Below are 23,073 nucleotides of genomic sequence, written 5' to 3'. Positions count from 1 at the left end.
TTGGGGGGTGAGCTGCAGGCGGAGAGCACGACAGCCGCTACCAAGGGTAGAGTGCGCAATCCAAGCGAGAGCACCCAGCACCGATGTGTCACATGCCTCAATGCATCAATCATCGCGCACCTCCCATGGAACTCAATGATCGAATGACGGCGACAAAACCCGGTCCAGCAGTAATCACCAGCAGCGCGGGAAGCAAGGTCAACACCATCACGCCCGTCATCTTCACGGTGATCTTGCCGATCTTTTCTTTGAACTGTGCCTGACGTTTTTCTCGGAGCCGCATACTGAACTGCTTGAGGGGCTCTTGCACAGCACCCCCATGTCGGTCAACTTGAATCAGCAACGCGATGATGGCACGCACATCGTCGCTGTCAGAGATGAGCGTTAACCGCCTCAAGGACTGTGCTCGACTGCGTCCATTGACATACTGAGCATTGGCGATACCGAGTTCCCGACCCAGAACCTGCAGCACACTGCTGAACTCGCTGGCGAGCACCTGCAAGGTTTGATCGATGCTCAAGCCGACCCCCTGCAACAGACGCAGCAAGTCGACAAACAAGGGAAGCTCTTCAGTGACTTGTGCACGACGTTTTGCGACGAGGTGGCGCAACACCCATTTGGGAATCATGATGCCGAGAGCAAGCGCAGCAAAGGCTGCAGTCATGAGATAGACAAGGCTTTTCTCTCTAAACAATACGAAAGCCACTAGGGGCAGGCCCAGACCAAGCACCACACGCGCAACAAAAAACACCGACTGGCCTGTGGCCGGCTCGGTACCACAGACGTCGATAAGTTTGCGATCCTCATCGGCTAAAAGCGCTTGCCCCAGCTTCCCGCTGAGCCAATGCCCCGGCACCGTAAAAGTCTCTTGCTGCGAGCCGTCATCGTCGGCCATAGGATCAACTGGCTTCCACGGCACCGCGCCACTTCGTGCCTTGAGGGCGGCCTCCATGCGCTGTTCAGCCTGTTCGTTTCGATGCGCACGCAACGCCATTGCGCCACCCATAACCAGCACAGCCAGTGCAAGCAGAGCCATGCTCCAAATCAACATGTTGTTTGCGTTCATGTCTTCGCGCCTCTTACTTGAGCCGCGCCAAGCGGTAGAGGATGAAGGAGCCCATCGCTTCGAGCACGCCCGCAGCAATTACCAAGGTGCGTCCCGTGCTGTCGTCCCACATACGCTGGAAGTACTGGCCATTCATGAAGATAATCATGCCCCCCACAACAATAGGTAGCAGCGCCAGAATCCAGGCCGAAAGTCGAACTTCAGCCGACAAAGCATGCAGCTCCATCTCCGCCGACTCACGGTCACGGATGTAGTCCGCAACCCGTTCAAGAACCACATCCGCGCGCCCGCCATAACGCACGCTCATGCGCAGCACAGCAGCGACCAAATCGAGTTCTTCGACGTCATAGCTATAGGCACTCTGCGCTACGGCATGATCAAGATCCTTGCCCGCCCGCAGCATGCTGCCCGCCTGCTCCAGGCAGGTCTTGATGGGCTCTACCAGGTTGCCTAGAGCCAGTTGGAATGCTGCATGGGGCGAGTTACCGATCGAGATAAGCCGAACCATGTTGTCCAGAAACACCGGCAGTTGGGCCACCAACCTGCGCCGCTTTTTCTGCGCACGCTGCCACAACACCACCGCCGTGATGCCGACGCTCAACAACAAAGCGAACACCAGACCAAAACCGCCGGCTGCAAACCAGCCGACAGCCGCCAACACCACAATACCCACGATAGCCACCAAGATGACTTTGCCGGAGATGTCCCACAGCGCACCACCACGCAAGCCCATCAGCCAGCGGCGCCAGGCTGTGGTTTCCTGCATACGTGCATAGGCGGCCGGATCGTAGTCGCTGTTGTTGAGCAAACCTATCGCACCGCCGGGGCCGAACAGGCGCGGCTCCATGCCGCGATCCAGGCGGGCTTCGGTTTCTTGCCGACGTGTCTGCTGACCCGCACGACCCAAGAGCAACACGGCGCCGGCCAGCAGCAACACCGCCACGGCGGCAAAACCCAAAGCGACGCTGTTAGCCATGTCGTCCTCCTCGCCCACCACCACCCGCCGGGTTGTTCTGCGCAGCCTGTTGCATGCCCTGCTGCTGATGGCGCCAGCGCTGCAGCTTGGGCGAATGCGGATTGATGCCCAGCGACACCCAGCGGTCGTGTTCCTGGCCGTCCTGACCCACGAAGGGCTCGTAGCGGTAAAGCTCCTGCATGGAGATCACGTTGTCGTTCATGCCGGTGACTTCGGTGATGGAAACCAGGCGCCGGCGGCCATTGGACATGCGTCCGATCTGCACGATGAAATCGACCGCATTGGCAATCTGGCGGCGGAGGCTGGATTCGCTGCCCTGGAAGCCGGCGAAACCCGCCAGCATCTCGGCGCGATACAGACATTCACGCGGCGAGCTGGCATGGATGGTGCCCATGGAGCCATCGTGGCCGGTGTTCATCGCCTGCAGCAGATCGAGCACTTCGCCGCTGCGCACTTCGCCCACGATGATGCGGTCGGGGCGCATGCGCAAGCTGTTGCGCAACAGGTCGCGGATCGTGACCAGACCCGTGCCGTCGAAACCGCCCGGACGGCTTTCCAGACGCACCACGTGCGGGTGATTGAGCGAGAGCTCGGCCGTGTCTTCGATGGTCACCAGCCGCTCGGTGGGCGGAATGAATGTCGCCAGCGCATTGAGCAGCGAGGTCTTGCCGGAGCTCGTCCCCCCGCTGACCAGGATGTTGCAGCGTGCCTTGACGGCATAGTCCAGCAAGGCACACATCTCTTCGCTGAAGGTGCCCAGTTGCACCAGTTCGTCGGGCCGCAACGGGTCTTTGCGAAACTTGCGGATGGAGACGCTGGGCCCATCGATGGCGAGCGGCTCGATGATGACGTTGATACGGCCACCATCGGGCAGGCGCGCATCGACCATGGGGCTGGACTCGTCGAGCCGTCGGCCGATGGGCGCGAGAATGCGGCGCACGATGCGCAACACATGCTCGTTGTCGTTGAAATGCAGGTGCACCCGCTCGAGAATGCCCCGTCGCGAAACGTAAACATTCTGGTAGCCGTTGACCAGAATATCCTCCACGGCAGGGTCGTCCAGCACTTCCTGCAAGGGACCAAAGCCATTGAGTTCACGCGTGAGCGCCTGCGCGATATGGCGAATCTCCGACTCGTTCATCGGAATGCGGTGCAAGCGCACAAAGCTGTCGATTTCCAGCGTGACGAACTGATTGATGGCCGCAGTGGACCAACGGCCGAACTCCGCACCCAGTTCTTCGATGCGCGCGAGCAGATGCTCGTGCGCCAGGTTCTTGACTTGCTGAAACTGTGCCGACGACTCGAGTTGAGACAGTGCGGCTTCGTCTGCGAATTCAATTTCGCTTGCCATGGCTGATCCGGTTCAGAAGATTTGAGAACTTGGGCAGCGACCTCAGACGGTCGCCGGAATTCGATGCGGTCAAGGCGCCATCGGTCTGCTGGACATCGGCCAGCAGCTTGTCGATCAACACGTTGACGGCTTGGGTATAGGGGTCGCGCGGTTGCTCCTGCACCAGCAGCTTGCCCAGATTGGCAGCCTGTACCAGCGGCACACGGCGCTCGGGCACGCGGCCGGCCAGCACCAGCCCCAGACGCTGAGCGACTTGATCGGGGGTGATATCGATCCGGCTGTCGTAGGCGTTGACGACCACGCTCAACCGGCTCGCCTCCACGCCTCGGTCGGCCAATCCACGCACCAGCTCGGCCGTCGCCACGATGGCAGACACACTCTGATCGCAGACCAGCCAGATGTCACCCGCCTCGCGTGCCACACGCGCCATGAAATCGAGATTGGAGAACCCGCCCAGATCCATGACCTGCCAGGCAAAGAAGGCCTGCAGCCGGCTGACCAGCGCACTGGATTCCGCATGCGACACGTTGCGCAATTCGCCCAGTTGTTGCGGCAAAGGCAAGACACGCAAACCGGTCGATCCGACTTGGCTGAAGGCTGTCTGCACCAATGTCTGGTCGAAACGATGCAGGCTGCGCACGGCATCGACAAACGAGAACTCGCCGCGCAGATCCAGATAAAGCATGCCGTCGCCCGCAGGCAACCCCAGGTCGAGCAATGCCACACCTTCCTTGATGTTGCCGTTCGATGCAGTTTCGGCCTTGGGCCCATGCGCCTTGGCGTTGAGCAGAACCGAAAGGCTGGCCGCCAGTGTGGTGACACCCAGCCCTGCGCGGGCGCCGAGCAAGGCAACGGATCGGGCCTTGCTGTTAACGGGCTTGTTCTGCCCGCCCAACATACGCTGCAGCATGCCCGACATCTCTGCTTCACTGGCTTGCACGTCTGCAAACTCCTGAACACCGGCGCGCAAGGCAGCCAGAGCCCCCGACGCATCGGACGTACTGCCTACCGCAACCAGCGGAATCTGCGGTTGCGCGCCACGAACGGCCGTGACGAGTTCGACCGCGCGGTCGAGGCGCGCCGCAGAAAAATCGACAAACACGATGTTGGGACGCAGCGCGTCTAGCCGCTCCACGACTGCAGCCACATCCAGGCTCGCGGCTTCGGTCACACCGAATCGGGTGAGCGAACGCAGCATGTTCTCAGCCGCAGGCAGTCCCCCGTGGGCATACAGAAAAGGTCCCCAGGCGCCGGCTGCAGGTGTCTGAAGAATATCAAGCATAGGGTGTGCGTGCATAGGGGCCGGTCCTGTTCATGTGCTGCAGGTTCTGGCCATTGCCTGTCAGTACGAGAAGCCGGGTAACGGCGCCCGCGGACCGGCAAAACCGGTGACATGTTTGCCCCATACGTTGCCGTTGAGGCGTTCGCTCGATGCACCGGGCAGCGAGTTGACCAGATCGGTGCCGGGCGGCAGTGGACTGATCAGGCGCGGCGTGACGACGATGACCAGTTCTTTCTCGTCCTGGGTGTAGTTGAGCGATTTAAAGAACGCGCCGATGATGGGCAGGTCGCCGAGCAGGGGCACCTTGTCGACGTTGGAGGCCGTTGTGCGGCTGACCAATCCACCGATCACAAAGCTCTCGCCATCGCCCAACTCGACCGTGGTATCTGCACGCCGGGTGACCAACGCGGGCACCGAGATGCCATTGAGCGTGACGGCGTTGGCATAGTCCAGATCGCTGGCTTCGGGGGCGACCTTGAGCGCGATGCGTTCGTTGGAAAGCACCGTCGGTGTGAGTTGCAACGAAATGCCGAACTGCTTGTATTCGATGCTGGTCTGGCCATCGCCAGCCGAGACCGGAATCGGCAGTTCGCCACCGGCCAGGAAACTTGCGCTCTGGCCCGAATGAGCGACCAGCGAAGGCTCGGCCAACACGCGGGCCAAGCCATTGGTTTCCATGATGCTGATGTTCATGTCCAGCGTGGCAAAACCGATCAGCAGGTTGAACGCCGAACTGATGGGACCCGTTTCCGTGCTGGCACGGGTGCTGCCAGGTTGATACACACCAAAACCAAAGCCCGAGCTGCTGCGGCTACGGAACAGATTGATACCCGCCTGCTTGAGCATGCTGCGGCTGAACTCGACCACCTTGACGTCGACTTGAACCGTGTTGCTTTTGACAGCCACGGTCGAGAGGTCGTTCAGCACACCGCCCTGCCCCGCCTGCACCTTGGCTGCTGCCGCTGCGCTGGCTTGCTCGGGCATGGTTGCAAAACTACGATCCAGAGTCAGGCTTCGTCCGCGCACGCTGACCTGATGCACCACAGGTTGGCCGCCTCCGCGCGGCCAGATGGTCAGCGTGGTCAGACCTGCAACCTTGGGCGTGAGCAGCAGTGCAGCGGCCTGTTTGCCGCGGGCCTGTCGTGTGACATTCACATCCAGCACATTCGGATCACCGATGGCGATGCGCTCGACGCCCGCGTCGACGATGAGCTCCTGCTGCATGCCGGGCGAAAGGCTGAGCGTCTGGGGCGTCGACGAACTGCTGCCTGCATTCGCCGACGCACCTGTCGAAGCGCCACCCACCTGGGCATGGGCCAAGCCGGTGGGCCCTGCCACCAGGCTCAGGCAAGACAGGCCGGCAATCCAGCGCCTCAGCACCAGGCCCGATGAGAACGGCGACCGGAGCGGGCCATGCTGGCGGTTCGCGATACGACGTTGCGTGACGCTGGCTAAGCTCATGTTGACAACCCCTCTGATTATTCTCGAACGCTGACCGGATCACCGGTCCAACAACAACTGAAGGCCTCCCGGTGCATGCACGCACCGCGGGGGCCGGAACATCTCGACAATCAATAACGGACGGTTTGTGACTGCCCGCCGCGCAGAATTTCGACCTGCGTCGTGGTGCTGGCGGCCGCACCGCCGCCCGAGGCCGCTCGCACGACGGGTCTGGGCGGGGCTGGCGGTTTTCGAGGCTCTCCGCCACCTTTCGCAAGATCTTCGAAACGCAGACCGGCATAGGCACGATCCAGACCCTGCAAGGTGGGCGGCGTTTTCTGACCCGGTGCAACGACAGGTGTCAGTGCCGGGGGCAACTGAGCAAACAAGGCCGGATCCGGCTCGGCTGTATCGGTGGGGTTACGCAGTGCGAGTGTCAGCTTGCCGTACTGCTCGCCGAGCGAAAGGCGTTCGATGTCTGCCAACGGCACGGCAAGAACGGCGGTACGGGCGGCTTCGACACGTTGCGAACTGCGCGCGGCGCGCGGCGTGTCGTTTTGGTCACGCGGTACATCCGGCCCTTCGACAGACGTTGTACCGTAAGCCAGCACACGCTTGCGAGCGAGCAGCAGGCGCGTCTGGCGATCGATGTTGTTGGCTTGTGCATTGGCACTGGATGCCGAAGATGGATTACCTACAGTTTGCTGATCCAACGTGAAATAGATATCGACAAAATCGCCAGGCTGGATTCGATTACCAGCGGCCATGGCTTCGTCAACTTTGATAGAAATTGCGCGTTCGCCTTCGTTTACACGCGTGGAAAACCCTTGGACCAATTGCTGGGTGAAAACAGGAACATCCACAGTCAGATCGACCATAGGAACAGCACCAGTCACTTCAGAAATCTTGGCATAAGAACCAGGAATGCGAGTAGGAAGCTGACTGACTTTCAGGTCAGGTTCGCCAATAATTTGGCCAGCCTGAATGCTCTTGGCAGCAACCACAACAGGGAATAATTCAGCGGGAACAACATGCTGAGTGGACACTGTTGCCGATGGCGCGGCAGGCGTGGGCTGCCGGGACAACATCCAGGCAACAGCAGCCAATAGTATTGCCATCACAATCAAAAAAGCAGCCAGGACTTTGGTCTTATTCATTAGGACATCCCCTCAAAAGCCCTCGAACAGCAAAAGCAACAACAAACTTGTCACTCAACCCATATTTCAATTTTTAATTACCAAAATAAAGGCAATTATTGCCATATACGCAGCATAAGGCACAACCCTCTTAATATTACTTTTCTCATTGCGAAGAAGGGAGAAATTCAATTTCATTTGGTCGCGCTGATCATCCACAGCGTTTATCCAACGATGCAGCCCAAGCGACAACAACACACCCTTGACCTCTACTCGCCTTTGCAACGCCGAGACGGCGTAGCTCAGCAGACTGTGCAGTCCGGCAAGCAGACTCCCACCAATCCACACCCAGCAAAGATCGAATGAAAACCCGAACCACAGCCCGGCAACAATTCCGAACTTCACATCGCCAGCCCCCATCCATTTCATCATATAAAATGGAAGGAGAATTAGAAAAGCGGACAAAGCCCCAAGCCAAAAAACGACGTTAGTAAAATCGCTTGTAGCCAAGAACCATCCCAAAAAACCAATCAAAACCAATCCATTAGGGACGCGTCGCCAAAGCAAGTCACAGGCAATGACAGCAACCAGCCACAACTGAATAAACATTCAATACTCGCGACGCGTCACAAACCAACTAATTCAAAAATCAACCATCTTACTGTGTGGTAGTGGGAGTAATAGTTGCCCCTTGCAGGGCGCCTGAAATGCGACCAAACAACCCGGTCAACTGCCCGGAAAGAGCTGTCAGCGCACCAGCAATAGCCACAGCAATCAAACCCGCAATCAGACCATATTCAATAGCCGTTGCGCCTTCTTCATCCTTCAGGAAACGAATCACAGCGTTTTTCATAACAATCCCCTAGTCAGTCAAAAAGTTAATCATGGACACAGGTTTCACTTCCCCTGTGATTCCATTGCATCACACCTCTCACGGGTCAGCAATCTCCTACGCCTGATGTAAGCGTTCTTGCACATGGCGTGCCAACTTCGAGAAAGACGGGCTCAAAAACTTAGGCATTAATACCGAAGATCACATTCAGCCCAAATTGAGTACCAAAGATGTAACCACTTGATCGACTTTTTCACCTAAAAACAAGGACTTACGCGGATTCACTCTCATTTGGTGTGTCAAAAAAATGTGGCTAAGACACCCAAAGATGTAAAAACCTTTGACAGAAGGTGGTCTTTTCATTCACACCAAAGTATTAAGAATGTGCTACACGTTACGTAACGGTGCAGTCGCGTTCCCGTAACCCGACACCTGTTTGTTTGCTCGGTTGCCAAAAAACAGGGCATTCGAATGTCGGAAACAAAGCCCGAAGCGTGCGATGAGCCCGATTGGAGCGATCAGCGCACGCGGCGATGGGCGATCGGGACACGCTGTTACCGTAACGCGGGGACATTGCCGGGGGGATGAGATGCGGCCCCAGAAGGGCTGCTGCGGGCCTTCGAGAGGCTTGCAATGCAAGCCGATGACCCTTGCCTTGGCGCAGGCAGATCCAGCGAGGGAGATGAATGACACGACCGCTCGGGCCGTGTCTGGCGTCGGATGTCGCGCCTCCCGGCGGACATCGATCGATCTGAAGTCGGAGGGGCTCCTCAGTCGGCCCCATCGACGCGAATCACAAAGTGGGTGGAGCCCGGCGCGGATGTGTCCACGCCCGCGCGGAGCTCGCCTGGCAAGCCCGCGTCAGGGCGCGGATGCGGTTTGTGTCGCGGCGACTGCGGTAGGCGACGATGCGCTCTGGGCCTTCTTGCCAGCAGACTGGGCCTGCGCGGACACCTTTTTCGAACCATTGCCGTTGGCAGCAGGGTTGCGTGGGCCGGCAGCGGGGGCTGCAGCGCCGGCGACAGGTGCAGCCGGGCAGGCACCCGGTGCGGCATCGGCGCAGCTCGGCACTTCGGCACGGGCCATCAGAGCGGACAGGCCGACGAGATCCTGGCCGGTGAAATAGCTGTCGAGCCAGTCGGCAGGCTGACCGGGCAGCATGTCGAGGTAGCCGGTGGTGCGGGCCAGGCGCAGATCGTTGATGCGGGTGTCGTAGACGGCGTCGACGTAGTCCTGCAGCGCGGTGTAGTAGTCGATCTGGGCGTCCAGCACCTGCGGCAGGGTCTCGCGGCCGAATTCCATGAGGCGGCGGCGGCCTTCGAACACTTCGCGTGCAGCATCGGCGGCTTCGCGCAGGCGGGCTTCGCGTTCGCGCATGGCGCTGGTCTGGCCCCACACGGCAAAGGTCTGCTGCTGCACGTTGCGGCGCACGGATTCGTACTTGGCCTCTTGCGCGGACTGCTTGGCCAGGGCGACCTTGACCTTGCGCTGCAGTTCGAAGCCGGTGCCGAAGTTCCAGTTGACTTCCACACCCACCCGCGTGCCGTCGCTGTAGACGACACGGTCCTTGTCCTTGGTCTTGGCGACGACGGCATCCAGCGTGGGCCAGCGGCCGCCTTCGGCTTCGCGCACGCCGGCCTTGGCCTGGTCGATGAGCAACTGGGCCTCGCGCAGCTCGACGCTGTTGTTGGACGCCGCCTGCAGCGCGTCTTCGAGCGTGGCCAGCGACCACTGGCTGGGCGTGGTGGTGGCGGGCATGTATTCGGCGTTGGGCTGGAAACCGAAATAGCTTTCGAACTTGGCCAGCGCATCGATGCGCTTGGATTCGAATTCGCTCTGGCGTGCAGCGGACGACGCACGGCGTGCCAGCGTCATCTGGTAGTCGCTGCGGCCCGAGGCACCGAGGTCGACACGGCGTTCCTCGACCCGTGCGATTTCGTCGAGCACGGCGCTGGAGCGGTCGGCGACCTTGCGCTTGAGATCGAAACGCTGCACCTGCAGGTAGGCGGTCAGCGAGTCGAGCAACACCTGCTGGCGAGCCGAGACATACGCTTCGTCGATGGCCTGGTTGCCGGCCTTGGCGGCATCGACGCGAGCGCCGATGGAGCCGCCGTCGAGCACGGTGATGCGGGCATCGGCCGACAGCGCGTTATAGCTCTGGCTGCCCGAGGCGGTACCGGCATCGGTATTGCCGACGGATGTACCGACCTTGAAGCGGGGGAAACGCTGCTGGCGGGCGGCTTCGACTTCGTAGCTGCTGGTTTCCAGCTCGGAGAGCGCGGTCAGTACGTCAGGATGGGTGCTGAGTGCGTCGACCAGGGCTTCCTTGATCTGGCGGGTATAGGCCACCGAGCCTTGCGATTGGGGCGAGAGCTGGCGGGTGCTTTGCAGCGGTGCCGCAGGCGCGGTCGATGCCGAGCCGGTGGCAGGCACGGCGGGCGTGGCCGTCGCGGGCAGCGGCTCGGTCACAGGCGCCGCAGCGGCAGGGGTGGCGGGGGCCGCGAGCGTCGGGCTGGCCGTTGCGGCCGGCGCGACAGGGGCAACAGGAACGACAGGCACCGTGGCGGTCGTCGGCGCGGCTTGCGCCAGCAGGCTGGTCTGGCCCGCGGGCATCGCGTCGGAGACGACGACCGGCGCGGGGGTGACGGCCGACGGTTCGGCCACCCCGGCAGCCGGCTCGGACTGGGCGCGGCGCACCAGCACGACACGGGTGCGTCCCTGGACGGCGGGTGTGGCCACGGGTGCGGACGAAGCAGCCGGTGCGGTCGATTCGGCGCTGACGGCAGCGCCCTCTGTGCCGACCGGTGCACTGCCATCGGCCCAGGCCGACACACAGATCATGCTGCCGGCGCACAGCAAGAGATGCGCGGGCAGACGGGAAGACCAGCCCAACCAGCGGGGCATGGAAAGAGAAGACTTGTACAAACGTCCGGACATCAGGGCTCCCTAAAGGCCTCATTCTTGACACGCAGCACGGGCCGCAGCATGTACCAGATGAAAGGCTCATGACCTACAACGAGGTCGGTTTCTGCTTCCATGCCGGCCGTGATGCGGTTGTCGGGGCGGCCCACGTGATCGGTCTTGGTGCTGACGAGCAATCGATAGAAGGGCTGCGAGTCCGGCTTGCTGGTGTCACGGTCGGCATCGGCGGCCACGAGTGTAACTTCGCCGTCAACGGTTCCATAGCGCAAAAAGTCGTAGGCGGTGATCTTGACCTTGGCCTGTTGTCCCACGCTGACGTAGCCACGGTCGTTCGGGCTCAATTGGGCTTCGACCAGGATGCTGTCTTCGTCGGGCACGATTTCCATGATCTGTTCACCCGGCTTGACCACCCAGCCGGGGCTGGGATTGCGCAGGCCCTTGACGATGCCGGCCGCAGGCGCGGCCACCGTGGTGCGTTCGCGCTGGTTGCGTGCACGCGAGAGGTCTTCGGTCAGGCTGGCGAGCTGGCGTTCGACATCGGCCAGGTCGTCGGAGGCCTTGCGCTGGAAGGCGCCGCGCGACTCGGCCACCCTCGCCTGAGACTCGTTCACCGCGGCGCGCCCGGAGATCACGACTTGCCGCGCCACGGCAAGCTCGCTGCGCACCGATTCGACCTGGCGGCGTTTTTCCAGAACTTCGAGCTGGCCGATGAGTTTTTCCTGGCCGAGCTGTTCGGAGATGTCGAGTTCCTTCTGGAACATGGTGAGGCGCTGCTGCAGGCCCTGCGCCTTGGCCTGCTGCTCGAGGCCCTGGCTGCGCGCCTGCTCGAGCGAGGAAACGGCACCGGCCTCGATGCCCTTCTGTTCGAGCATGCGTGCGTTGTAGGCGCCCATCTGGGTCCGCACCACACCGCCGTCCATCTCCTTCGGAAAATCGGCCAGCAGCAGCGGCTTGCCTTCGACTTCGGCGGTATGGCGTACGCGCATGGCCTGCAGGGTGGCGTTGCGTGCGCTCAGTTCCTCGAGGTTGAGACTGTTGCCGCCGAGGTCGATGGTGACCAGCGGCTGGCCCAGTTGCACGCGCTGGCCTTCCTGCACGTTCACCGCCGTGACGATGCCGCCTTCCAGATGCTGCACGGCCTTGACGCGATCCGAAGGAATGATGCGGCCGGGCGCGACGACCACGTTCTCGACCGGGAAGAACAGGCCGAAAACACCGAGCACCAGGATACCGCCGACCAGCCAGCGGACCTGCCGCTGGCGCTTCGGATCCTTGGGCTTGCGCACGTGTTCGGGGTTGTCCCTCAGCAGGACCTGGGGCAGATCGGGCGTCTTGCTCATGATGCGGCAGAGATGTTGGGAGTGAGGGGTGCCACGGCGGCCGGGGCGCCGGCCACGGATGCAGGCGATGCGGCGGCGGCCGAGGCGGCGGGCAGACGGGTGTCGTCGGCCTCCGGGCTGCTGGCGGCCACGGGGCGCCTGACGCCGAACAGCTTGGGCACCATGACCGAGGGCGTTCCCTGCACCACCGATCCGTCGCCGGTGACGTGATAGACCTGATCGGCCACCGACACCAGACGCAACGAGTGCGTGACGGCGATGACGGTCCGCGTGCGCGCCACGCCCTTGAGAGCGGCCAGCAGGTTGGTCTCGCTTTCGAAATCGAGGTCGTTGCTGGGTTCGTCGAGGATGAGCACGGAAGGATTGCGCAGGAACAGCTGCGCCAGGGCCAGCTTGCGCCGCTGGCCCACCGACAGCCCGGCCCCCGCCTCGCCCACGTCGGTGCGATAGCCGGCAGGCAAGCGCGAGATGAAATCATGCGCACCGGCAAGCCGGCATGCACCGATGATCTGGTCGTCGGCCGCTTCGGGAGCCGTGCGGCGCAGGGCTTCGATCAGCGGACCGCTGAACCAGTAGACCTCCTGCGCCATGATCGAGATCCACTGCACCATCTCGGTTCGGGAGAACTGCCCCACATCGTACTCGTCGATGTTGACGGTGCCATGCGTGGGCGCGTAGAGGCCGGCCACCAGCTTGATCAGCGTGGACTTGCCCGCGCCGTTGCGCCCGACCACCACATGCAGCCCGCAGGGGCCGATGTCGAGGTTGAGGTTCTCGAGCACCGGATTGGCGGCGCCGGGGAATTGGTAGGTCACGCCGTTCAGGCGCAGATGACCGCGCGGTTTGGGCAGGGCCAGTCCACCCGACGAGCGCTCGACCGGCTCGGCCAGCACTTCTTCGAGACGGATGGCGGCTTCGGAGGCACGCGCCAGCGAGCGCCAGCTCGAGGCCAGCCGGGCCACCGGAGCCAGCGCCTTGCCGGCCAGCAGGTTGATGGCCATCAGGCTGCCGATGGACATCCATTGCTGCGTGATGCCGATCGCACCGACCGTGATGACGACCACCGAGAACACGGTCAGCAGCACGGTCGTGCCTTCGCGCGCGTTCTCGATCTGGCCGTTCTTGCTGAAGCTCTCGGTCAGCCAGGTGTTGTAGCTCTGCTGCCACATCTTGTTCACGACCTCGTCCTGGCCCAGGGTCTTGAGTGTTTCGCGGGCCCGGCAGATTTCCGAGGTGGTCTTGTCGAGATCGCGTGCATGACCGGTCTCGTCGACCCGCTTGGCACGAACCTCGTCGGCCCACCACCAGGCCAGGAAGGACAGGATGGCCAGCGCGGCGATCACCACCGGCAGCACCGGCAAGGCCACGACACCGATGACGATGAGCGCGAACAGCGCCATGGGCATGTCGAACACGGCAGCGACCAGGCCGCCGGTGATGGTGGCACGCACGGCGCCCACATCGCGGAAGAGCTGGAACCAGGCCGTCGACGGCCTCGCCTCGAGCGAGCGCAGCGGCCGGTTGAGCATGCTGCCGAGCAGCGCCTTGGTGACGTCGTGATCGATCATGGCGCCGGCGTCGCGCAGCGCCCTGGCCCGCCGCACACGAAACCAGAACTCGAGCGCCAGGAAGAACAGGACGCCGGCGACCAGCGCGGTCAGCGTGGCCATGCCGCCGCGATAGATCACGCGGTTGTAGACCTGCAGGATGAAGATGGACGGCAGCAGCCCGAAGAGGCTGATGGGAATCGACCACCATCCCGCTCGCCGCAGCAAGGGCGAGGCGGCCCGAAAGGCGCGCGACATGGCCGCGGCATAGGGACTGGCCTGAGGATCGTCAGGTTGGCGAGCCACCAGTTGACGGGGCATGAGGAACTTGATCATGGGCTTTCAACCGGGAAAAACTAAAGGTGCGAACACACGATTGACCAACAGGCTGCGAGGATTATGGGAGGGTTTTGTCAATGAGAACTTTTTTATGCATGGCCGGCCGCGAGCCGCCGGAGCCTTGCTGCAAGGGCCCGGCGCCACGCGGCAAACCGATCAGGAAGCGCTGCGCAAACGATCCACGACGGTTCCCAGACCGGTGGCGGCCGAGCTCTTGACCAGCACCCAATCGCCCGCATGGAGGTTCTGCTCGAGCGCCCGCGACAGACTGTCGAGACTGTCGAACCAATGCGAAGGCGTGTGCTCGCGCAAGCGCTCGTGCAGCGCACGCATGAGACTGCCGTACAGGAAGACACGACCGGCAGCGGCCTCGAGCAGATCCTGCTCGAGCTCGAGGTGGTAGCGCTGGGCCTCGACGCCGAGGTCCAGCATGTCGCCCAGCACGGCCACGCGCTGGCTGGGCGCGCAGGGGGCCTGGGCCAGCAGGGCCAGCGCCGCTTTCATGGATTCGGGACTGGCCGAACCCGCATCGTCGATGACCGTGGCCTGGCCGCCCGACTGCAACGCAGCGCCGAAACGCTGGCCCCGGCCCGGCAAGGGCTGCATGTGGGCGAACTGCTGCAGCGCGGCATCGAGCGGCAGCTCCAGGGCCAGCAACGTGGCGATCACGCCCAGCGCATTCACGGCCATGTGGCGGCCCGGCAAGGCCAGTTGAAAACTCACCTCTTCGCCCTGTACCACGGCCCTCACCTGCCCGTTGCCGGCGACCATGAGGCTGACATCGGCTTCGTCGTGGTCGCCATACGAGATCACATGCAGCCCACGCGCCTGTGCCGCACGCTCGACCACGCGGTAGTGAGGCATGTCGCGCCTGAGCACGGCATGGCCGCCCAGCCGCATGTGTCCGAAGATCGCGCTTTTCTTGCGGGCGATGCGTTCGACCGTGCCGTAGTGCGACAGGTGGGCCGGCGCCACGCTGGTCACGATGGCGACGGTGGGGCGAGCCAGTTGCGCATTGAGCAGCATGCTGTCGACGGCCATCTCGATGACCCAGCACGGTGCGTCCTGCGGCATGCTGGCCATGTCGGCGGCTATGCCCAGCGGCATGGAAGTCTGGCTGTGGGTATGACCCGCGCCTCCCAGCGGACGCAGGGCTTCGGCCAGCATCGCGACCATGGTGGTCTTGCCGACACTGCCCGTCACGCCGACCACGTCGCCGAAGAACCGGCTTCGCGCATAGGAGCCCAGGCGCATGACGGCCATGGCGGTGTCGCCGACCTCGAGGACGGGAACGGGGACGCTGGCAGCCGGCACGCCGGCGGCATCCGATGTCAGCAGGGCCCCGCTCATGGGCACCAGACGCTCGAGCGCCAGGGCGCCGATGCCGATGCTGTCCGTGGCGCCCCGCAGCACCGCCATGCGGTTGGGGCTGCATGCATCGGCCGAGAGCGCAAGTCCGCTGACACGCCATCCCTCGGGTGGGGACACGACCCAGCGGCCTTCGGTCGCCGAAGCCACCATCTCGGCCGTCCAGGCGCCACCGGACTGCAGGCCCGGCGGCTGCGAGACACGCTCGAACATGGCCTTGAAGATGGGCGTGGGTTTGGCAAGGCCCATGGTACTGGCGGGCGGGGTATGCATGTCGTCTCCTGTGCCCTCTGTGGGCGGATGCCCCCCGGTGTTCTCGCGCAAGGCCAGGTGGGCGTGGTACGAGACCAGCGCGCGGATGGCTGCATCCGCCTCGCCCGTGCTCGCACGGAAATCGTCGCGCCTGGAAAAGAACGTCCCGGCGACTGCCTCCGGATGGGCAAAGTACATGGCCATCTCGGGCCACATGAACTGGTTGAGCAGGCCGTGCGCGAGCTGCTCGATGGCGGCATAGAGCCGCTCGCCGTCGAGCTGCTGCAGCAGATGCCCCATGGCCGGCAGCAAGGCCAGTCTTTCGGCAAGCTGTCGACCGGCCAGCGCCAGCTCGAGCATGGCCGGCGAAGCCGGTACACCCGGCCGGACGGTGGCCTCGAAATCGGGCAGATTGCGCACGCCGAACTGAAAGAATTTCTCGAGCGGACGAAAGCGCGTCAACACGCCGGCGGCACGGCTGAGCCACGGACTGTGGTGCTGCCAGTAGCGCTGGTCGATGACGTAGTCGAAAGCACTTTCCGCTGCGGACAGCCAGCGGCTCTCGCCCGTGAGCTCGTACAGCTTGAGCAGCGCATGGATCGCCTCGCCGTCGTATTCGACATGGCGAAAGACATCCACCACCGCCAGGTCGCGCGCCGAGATCACATGGTCGAAGCGCCCGGTCTGCGCATCCTGCATGCACAGCATGCCGGCCGCAAGGTTCTCGAGCAGCGGCAAGTGACCGCGTTCGCCCGTTGCCTCGCACAGGCGCACCAAGGCCAGTATGCCCATGGCATTGCCCGCGAGCGTGATGTGGCCGCTGGGCTCTACCAGGTAAGAAACCGTTTGCCCGAAAGCCAGACGGAACGACCGCACCCCGCGGGTCACCAGACCGTCGAGGGCCGGCTCGATCGTGGACCGGAGCGACTCGTCGCGCGACAGCGCCCAGGCCTCGACCAGGGCATGAAGCGCACTGGCCTGCGCACGAACCGTCGGCGCTTCGAGCTCACGTCCCGTGCGTGCCAGGTACCCGCCGCCGATGCGGCCATTGGCACGTACGCAGCGCGACAGGAACGAGGCGACGCTGCCCAGCATGTCGCCGATCCGGTCGGTATCGAGCTGGGCGACCTCGCGGCGACCGGTGTCCGGGCCCCGCGGCAACAGGCGATGCAGTTCGCCGTAGGGGTCGCAGTACAGCCCCTCGAGCGTGAGTACATGCAGCTTGCGCTGCGTGTCGGCGAGCACAGGGACAGGCAAACGCCCGAACCGATGACGCGCATAGCGCTGCAAGGCGACTCGGTTGAGCTCTGCACATGCTTTCTGATCGTCGGCCACCAGCACGCCGTTGGCGTTGAGCTCCTGTTCGGTCAGCGCAATAGCAAAGGCGTCGTCGAAGGCGATGCCGTAGCGGAAATGACCACGCCGGACTTTGGCTGCCAGCTTGGCAAAGCTGCCCAGCGTCATGGTGCGGATGCCCACGACCCAGTCGATCCGGAAATGCACCCAGCGGGTAGCCGTGTCGTTGCCTTTGGAGGCCTGCTCGAAGCCGCTCATCAGCAGACGCCAAGCGGCATCGAAGTTGGCGGCCACGGCGTGCAGCACGTGAGCGCGTTGCCCGTTCTCACCGACCGAAAGAAACAGCGAGACAGCGGGCAAGTCGTGTATCGTCAACGGGTGGCAGTGAGCTGCCACGTGCTCCCTGCAGGCCTGGAGGCGACTTTCAAGCAGTGCCACAGGGCGTTCTGCCTCGGCCGGCCACATGGGAAGAGACCCTTCAGCGATAGACCAGTTCGACGCGGCGGTTGAGCTGGTAGCCGCTCTCGGTGGCTTCGGTGGATGCGGGACGCTCCTTGCCGTAGCTGACTGCCTCGAGCCGGTCGTTGCTCACACCCTGCTGTGTCAGCGCGCGCTCGACGCTCTGCGCCCGGCGCTGGCCCAAAGCCAGGTTGTACTCCGCGCCACCGCGGGGGTCGGTATGACCGGTCAGCAGCACCTGGCTGCGGGGGTTGCTGCGCAGGTAGTTGCCATGCGCTTCGACCACGCTGCGGTACTCCGGACGAATTTCGGCACTGTCGAAATCGAAATAGATGATGCGCGCGACATTGGCAGGTCCGCCCGTGCCGGTATTGGCCGGAGGGACCGTCACGGGCGTGACGGCTGCCGACGACGGGGCACGCTTGCCGCTGGAGTAATAGTAGGCGGTGCTGTCCTGTCCGTCTTGCGGTTTGGACGCACAGCCGACCAGCACCATCGCCGCAGCGATGAGTGCCAGCGAAGGCTTGGAAATAGGTTTCATGGTGTGACTCCTTGATATGAAACGTTGTCGGCCGAGCCGGCCCGGGTCTGGAATGCTTTCGCGAATCCCAAACCCGTAGCCGCTCAGACTCAGGCCAGGGTGTGCAATTGCTCGACCACGCTGGAAGCGGTTGCCGATGCGGTATCGGCCACTTCGCTGACCGTGCTGGTGACCGGGGCGATGCTGGATCCACCCAGCAGGCCGCCCAACAAACCACCACCGGTGCTGCCACCCAACAGGCCGCCAACCAGGCCGTTGTTGCCCAGCAATCCGCCCACCAGACCACCGTCGTTGAGCAGACCACCGACCAGACCGCCTTCGTTGAGCAGACCGCCGACCAAGCCGTCTTCACCCAGCACACCGCCGAGCAGGTCACCACCCAGCAGATCGCCACCGATCAGACCGCCCACCAGGCCGTCTTCTCCCAGCACACCGCCGAGCAGGTCACCACCCAGCAGATCGCCACCGATCAGACCGCCCACCAAGCCGTCTTCACCCAGCACGCCGCCGAGCAGGTCACCACCCAGCAGGTCGCCGCCGATCAGACCACCCACCAGGCCGTCTTCTCCCAGCACGCCGCCGAGCAGATCGCCACCCAGCAGGTCGCCACCGATCAGACCACCCACCAGGCCGTCTTCACCCAGCACACCGCCGAGCAGATCACCACCCAGCAGGTCGCCGCCGATCAGACCGCCCACCAGGCCGTCTTCACCCAGCACACCGCCGAGCAGGTCACCACCCAGCAGGTCGCCGCCGATCAGACCGCCCACCAGGCCGTTTTCTCCCAGCACACCGCCGAGCAGATCGCCGCCCAGCAGGTCACCGCCGATCAGACCACCCACCAAGCCGTCTTCTCCCAGCACACCGCCGAGCAGGTCGCCACCCAGCAGGTCGCCGCCGACCAGACCGCCCACCAGGCCGTCTTCTCCCAGCACGCCGCCAAGCAGGTCACCACCCAGCAGGTCACCACCGATCAGACCGCCCACCAGGCCGTCTTCTCCCAGCACACCGCCGAGCAGGTCGCCACCCAGCAGGTCGCCGCCGACCAAACCACCCAGCAGGTCACCGCCCAGAACGGTGTCCACCACATGGGCAACGCCGTCCGTCACGTAGTCGACTTGGTCGACGACCGGTGCCAGCACGCCGTTGGTCACGCCGGTACCCAACACGCCATCCAGAACCGGCGTCACAAGACCGCCTACGGCGCCCGTCACGGTACCGACCACGCCATCGACGGGGTCCAGCACATTCGGGTTGTCGACCGTGAAGCTGTCGCCGAACACCGGTGCCAGCAGATCGCTCACCACATCGGTCACGCTGTCGGTGACGTCGACCACCGGTGCAACGACACCGGCCAGCAGACCGCCAACGACCGGCGCACCGGAGAGTGCGTCGCCCACGTTGCCGACCAGCGTGTCGGTGGGGTCGAGCAGCGCGTCGCCGTCGCCGCCGCCTGTCGTCGGCAGCAGACCGCCGACCACGTTGTCGAGCAGGCCCGACACGGCATCGGTCACGTAGTCGACCTGTTCGGTGACCGGATCCAGCAGACCACTGGTGGCACCTGCACCCAGCAGGCCGTCGACCACCGGCGTCAGCAGATCGCCCACGCCATCGGTGACCGTGGTGACCACGTCGTCGACCGGATCCAGCGTGTTGCTGTTGTCGGGATCGAATCCACCGCCCACCAGAGGTGCGAGCAGGTCGCCGACCACATCGGTCACGCTGTCGGTCACCTCGGCGACCGGGGCGATCACACCGCCCAGCAGATCACCGACAACCGGTGCACCCGTCAGGGTGTCGCCGATATTGCCGACCAGGGTGTCGACGGGATCGAGCAGCGCGGCGTCGCCTTCGCTGCCGCCACCTTCGGGCAGCAGGCCACCGACGACGTTGTCGAGCAGGCCGGAAACCGCGTCGGTGACATAGTCGACCTGTTCGGTGACCGGATCCAGCAGACCGCTGGTGGCGCCTGCACCCAGCAGGCCGTCGACCACCGGCGTCAGCAGATCGCCCACGCCATCGGTGACCGTGGTGACCACGTCGTCGACCGGATCCAGCGTGTTGCTGTTGCCGGGATCGAAGTCGCCGCCGACGATGGGCGACAGCAGGTCGCCGACCGTTCCGGTGACTTCGCCCACCACATCTTGCACGGGGTCGAGCGCACCACCCAGCAGATCGCCCACCACGGGCAGGTTGCCCACGGTGTCGCCAGCCGAGGCGACCAGGTCGTTGACGGGAGCCAGCACGCCGTTGCCCGTGGTCGTACCGCCGCCCAGCAGACCACCCAGCAGTCCTTCGCTGCCCAGCAGACCGCCGACCAGTCCATCGTTGCCCAGCAGGCCGCCGACCAATCCGCCGTTACCCAGCAGGCCACCGAGCAATCCGCCCAGTCCGGCATCGCCCAGCAGACTGGCAAGGGGGCCGTCGTTGCCCAGCACGCCTTCGAGCACTTGGCCGATGGGCGAGTTGGGGCTGCCGGTCAGGCCTTGCAGGATGTCATTGAGCGCTGCAGTGACCGGTGCCAGGGCTGCGTTGTCAGAGGTCAGCAGTGCATCGACCAGATCGTCCAGCGCAGCCAGGCCGCCGGTGCTGCTGGTCAGGTCTTCAAGGGTCGATGTGAGACCGCCCAGCACGCCCGTATCGGGGTTCAGCAGCGTGTCGACCAGCTCGGTCAGGGGCGCCAGCGCCGTCTGATCGGTGATGGTGGCCAGCGCGTCCTGGACCGTGGTGATCAGACCGTCGCCATCGCCACCGGTGCCGCCAGGCAGCAGGCCACCCAGCAGGTCACCCAGTCCACCGTCGGCCAGCAGATCGGCCAGTGCGCCGTCTTCGCCCAGCAGGCCGGAGACGATGTCGCCCAGAGGTGTGCCTTCGTTGCCCGAAACACCTTGCAGCAGTTCGGCCAGCGCATCGGTCAACGGAGCCAGAGCAGCGTTGTCGGCGGTGGTCAGGGCCACCACCAGCTCGCCCAGGGCAGCCAGTCCGCCATCGGTGGCGGTGAGGTCTTCCAGGGCACCGGTGATGCCGGCTGCCGTGCCGGTGTCGGGATCGACCAGGCTGTTGATGAGGTCGGTCAGCGGCGCGACAGCGGTCTGATCGGTGATCGAAGCCAGAGCCTCTTGTACCGTCGACACGACGCCTTCGCCGGAACCGCCGCCACCACCGCCCAGTCCGCCACCCAGCAGACCGCCCAGCAAGCCGCCCAGGCCGGCGTCACCCAGCAGACCGCCCAGCAGGCCGCCGCTGCCCAGCAAGCCACCCAGCAGGCCGCCGTTGTCGTCCAGGCCACCGATGATCTGCTGCAGAGCAGAGACCAGGGGCTCGAGTCCTTCGTTTTCCGTGTTGATGAGTCCATTGACCAGCTCGGTCAAGGGTCCCAGCGCGCCGGTCTCGGTGTTGGTCAGTTGGTTGAGCGCATTCGTCAGGCCCGCCAGCGTGCCGCCATCGGGGCTCACGAGGTTGTTGATCAACTGAGCCAGAGGTGCAGCCAGGGTCTGGTCGGTCAGGTTGTTCAGGACATCCTGCACGGTGTCGATCAGGCCGCTGCCCTCGTCATCGCTATCCGAGTCGGAGTCCGAGTCGCTGTCGGAATCGCTATCCGAGTCCGAGTCACTGTCGCTGTCCGAGTCGCTATCCGAATCGGAGTCGCTGTCGCTGTCCGAGTCACTATCCGAGTCGGAGTCGCTGTCGGAATCGCTATCCGAGTCGGAGTCGCTGTCGCTGTCCGAGTCACTGTCCGAATCGGAGTCGCTGTCGCTGTCCGAGTCACTGTCCGAATCGGAGTCGCTGTCGCTGTCCGAGTCGCTGTCCGAGTCGGAGTCGCTGTCGCTGTCCGAGTCGCTGTCCGAGTCGGAGTCGCTGTCGCTGTCCGAATCACTGTCCGAGTCGGAATCGCTGTCGCTGTCCGAGTCGCTGTCCGAGTCGGAGTCGCTGTCGCTGTCCGAGTCACTGTCCGAGTCGGAGTCGCTGTCGCTGTCCGAGTCGCTATCCGAATCGGAGTCGCTGTCGCTGTCCGAGTCACTGTCCGAGTCGGAGTCGCTGTCGCTGTCCGAGTCACTGTCCGAGTCGGAGTCGCTGTCGCTGTCCGAATCACTGTCCGAGTCGGAATCGCTGTCGCTGTCCGAGTCACTGTCCGAGTCGGAATCGCTGTCGCTATCCGAGTCACTGTCCGAGTCGGAGTCGCTGTCCGAGTCACTGTCCGAGTCGGAGTCGCTGTCGCTGTCCGAGTCACTGTCCGAGTCCGAGTCGGAGTCGCTGTCGCTGTCCGAGTCGCTATCCGAGTCGGAGTCGCTGTCGGAATCGCTATCCGAGTCCGAGTCACTATCAGCATCAGCATCAGCATCACTGTCGCTATCGTCATCGTTGTTGCTGCTCTTGTCGTCATCCGCCAGCAACGCACCGATCAAGCCGCCACCCAAGGCGCCCAACGCAAATTCACCCAGAGAAAAACCGCCACCCGCAGCGGCGGGCACATTCTTTGTCACCATCAGCGCAGCGGCGTCCGAGGCGGCGTCGTCCGGCGTGACGACCAGGTCGCCTGCAGCCAGATCGACCGTGACCTGCTGTCCGCCACCCGGCTGGGGAGTCGTGCCGATGGTCGCATCGGTACCGCCGGTGAAGGTGCCTGCCAGAGGCGCCTCATTGGCACCGGAGCCGGGGAACGAGACGTTGGCCGAACCGCCTTCGGGCACGATCACGCGATCGCCGGCCAGCAGAGCCTGCTCGCCGGTGACGCCGATCTGCTGACCGCCGCGGATGATCTGCACGCCGTCGGTGGCACCCGAGATCGTTCCGACGCCCGATTGCACGCCACCCGCAGCGACCGGTGCGACCGGCGTGGCCGTGGACGACGAGCCCAGTTGGGCCACCAGAACAGGACTGGCCTGCGTTCCGGAATTCAATGATGCTTGTGCAGCCATGGCAGTA

The 23,073-nt window shown here is 63.8% G+C and carries 14 protein-coding genes; all 14 read right to left on the bottom strand.

The genetic code is table 11. The features are described 5' to 3' along the window. Window positions 1-109 precede the first annotated feature (109 nt). Window positions 110-1,066, bottom strand: a complete 957-nt coding sequence (locus tag EC845_RS11100; RefSeq protein WP_123298177.1) for a type II secretion system F family protein — start codon at window positions 1,064-1,066, stop codon at window positions 110-112. Between the two features lie 13 nt (window positions 1,067-1,079). Then, entirely contained in the window at window positions 1,080-2,042 is a 963-nt protein-coding gene (locus tag EC845_RS11095; RefSeq protein ID WP_148077290.1) for a type II secretion system F family protein, read from the bottom strand. Further along, complete coding sequence (locus tag EC845_RS11090; RefSeq protein ID WP_123298175.1) at window positions 2,035-3,393, bottom strand: CpaF family protein; 1,359 nt, start codon at window positions 3,391-3,393, stop codon at window positions 2,035-2,037. The genes EC845_RS11095 and EC845_RS11090 overlap by 8 nt, the downstream gene beginning before the upstream one ends. Further along, window positions 3,377-4,675, bottom strand: a complete 1,299-nt coding sequence (locus EC845_RS11085) for a fimbrial protein (RefSeq protein WP_158615681.1) — start codon at window positions 4,673-4,675, stop codon at window positions 3,377-3,379. The genes EC845_RS11090 and EC845_RS11085 overlap by 17 nt, the downstream gene beginning before the upstream one ends. A 60-nt stretch (window positions 4,676-4,735) precedes the next feature. After that, entirely contained in the window at window positions 4,736-6,136 is a 1,401-nt protein-coding gene (locus tag EC845_RS11080; RefSeq protein WP_123298173.1) for a type II and III secretion system protein family protein, read from the bottom strand. Window positions 6,137-6,246: 110 nt separating this feature from the next. After that, entirely contained in the window at window positions 6,247-7,272 is a 1,026-nt protein-coding gene (cpaB, locus tag EC845_RS11075; RefSeq protein WP_123298172.1) for a Flp pilus assembly protein CpaB, read from the bottom strand. Window positions 7,273-7,338: 66 nt separating this feature from the next. Further along, window positions 7,339-7,860 (bottom strand): prepilin peptidase, encoded by a 522-nt coding sequence (locus EC845_RS11070; protein ID WP_123298171.1) that lies wholly within the window; start codon window positions 7,858-7,860, stop codon window positions 7,339-7,341. 49 nt (window positions 7,861-7,909) lie between these two features. Continuing rightward, entirely contained in the window at window positions 7,910-8,104 is a 195-nt protein-coding gene (locus tag EC845_RS11065; protein ID WP_123298170.1) for a Flp family type IVb pilin, read from the bottom strand. Between the two features lie 840 nt (window positions 8,105-8,944). Next, window positions 8,945-10,987, bottom strand: a complete 2,043-nt coding sequence (locus EC845_RS11060) for a TolC family protein (RefSeq protein WP_148077289.1) — start codon at window positions 10,985-10,987, stop codon at window positions 8,945-8,947. 32 nt (window positions 10,988-11,019) lie between these two features. Further along, window positions 11,020-12,345, bottom strand: coding sequence for an HlyD family type I secretion periplasmic adaptor subunit (locus EC845_RS11055; protein WP_123298168.1), 1,326 nt, complete (start codon window positions 12,343-12,345; stop codon window positions 11,020-11,022). Next, window positions 12,342-14,228 (bottom strand): peptidase domain-containing ABC transporter, encoded by a 1,887-nt coding sequence (locus EC845_RS11050; RefSeq protein ID WP_123298167.1) that lies wholly within the window; start codon window positions 14,226-14,228, stop codon window positions 12,342-12,344. Before EC845_RS11050 ends, EC845_RS11055 begins: the two co-directional genes overlap by 4 nt. A 159-nt stretch (window positions 14,229-14,387) precedes the next feature. Next, entirely contained in the window at window positions 14,388-17,507 is a 3,120-nt protein-coding gene (locus EC845_RS11045; RefSeq protein WP_158615680.1) for a UDP-N-acetylmuramoyl-tripeptide--D-alanyl-D-alanine ligase, read from the bottom strand. A gap of 118 nt (window positions 17,508-17,625) precedes the next feature. After that, the gene (pal, locus tag EC845_RS11040; RefSeq protein ID WP_123298165.1) at window positions 17,626-18,147 is read right to left on the bottom strand and encodes a peptidoglycan-associated lipoprotein Pal; all 522 of its coding nucleotides are present in this window, start codon (window positions 18,145-18,147) and stop codon (window positions 17,626-17,628) included. 89 nt (window positions 18,148-18,236) lie between these two features. After that, window positions 18,237-23,066, bottom strand: coding sequence for a hypothetical protein (locus tag EC845_RS22480; RefSeq protein WP_199739782.1), 4,830 nt, complete (start codon window positions 23,064-23,066; stop codon window positions 18,237-18,239). Between the last annotated feature and the right edge of the window lie 7 nt (window positions 23,067-23,073).

Source organism: Comamonas sp. BIGb0124 (assembly GCF_003752175.1).
Taxonomy (GTDB): domain Bacteria; phylum Pseudomonadota; class Gammaproteobacteria; order Burkholderiales; family Burkholderiaceae_C; genus Comamonas_F.
This window is presented reverse-complemented; position numbering and strand designations above follow the sequence as displayed.